Here is a 745-nt window from a genome sequence, read left to right on the forward strand (position 1 = left end):
ACATCCACCATGTGCTGCAGCACATTGGTGGGGCCAGTACAGTTGAAGAGATCGAGGCCCTGCTACCTTGGAACGTCACCCTCAGTAAGCTGCAAGAGGGCTGATTCTCTGGCGCTTACCCTCTGGCGCTATGCGCACGACGGGTAAGCAGTGTGGCCTCGCGGCTACTGGGGTCTACCAGCCTTTGCTTCGCTCTCCATGGCTGGCAGCGAAAGAGTTTCACATGTGAAACTTTTCTCTAGGCGTGGCAGGAAAACGGCGCCGTTTACTGCCAAAGTGACGCTCAATGTGGCATGAATGTCAGTTATACTCCTGCCATGAACGATATCGAGTGGATCTGGCAGCGTTCCGACTGGCCTAATTAAAACTTGGTAAACCACCGCCTCTGGCGGTGAGACACGAAAAGGCTCTGCCGTACCGGCGTGCGAAGTAAGAAAATGGCCTCCTTTGAACCGGCAAGTTCTATAGGAGGCCATTATGAGAGACTGGCAAAGCCAAGCTCACGTGAAGCATTATTGCAAATATCATGTAGTGTTTGTTCCGAAGTATCGAAGGAAATCGATTTACGGAATGCTGAGGAAAGAAATAGGAGGGATATTGAGGGAGTTGTATCGTCAGCAGGGTGTTGAATTGATAGAGGGTTACGCCAGCGTGACCACATTCACATGCTGTTGATGATTCCCCCAAATACAGTGTGGCAAACACCATCGGTTTTCTGAAAGGTAAATCAGCCATACGGATATTC

Annotated in this window: 1 protein-coding gene; it reads left to right on the plus strand. The window is 50.5% G+C overall.

The annotated features are described in order from the left end of the window. The first annotated feature begins 570 nt into the window (after positions 1–570). Positions 571–675, plus strand: coding sequence for a hypothetical protein (locus tag ACOCD2_RS23670; protein WP_293726243.1), 105 nt, complete (start codon positions 571–573; stop codon positions 673–675). Positions 676–745: the final 70 nt, after the last annotated feature.

Source organism: Thiolapillus sp. (assembly GCF_048562965.1).
Taxonomy (GTDB): domain Bacteria; phylum Pseudomonadota; class Gammaproteobacteria; order Chromatiales; family Chromatiaceae; genus Thiolapillus; species Thiolapillus brandeum_A.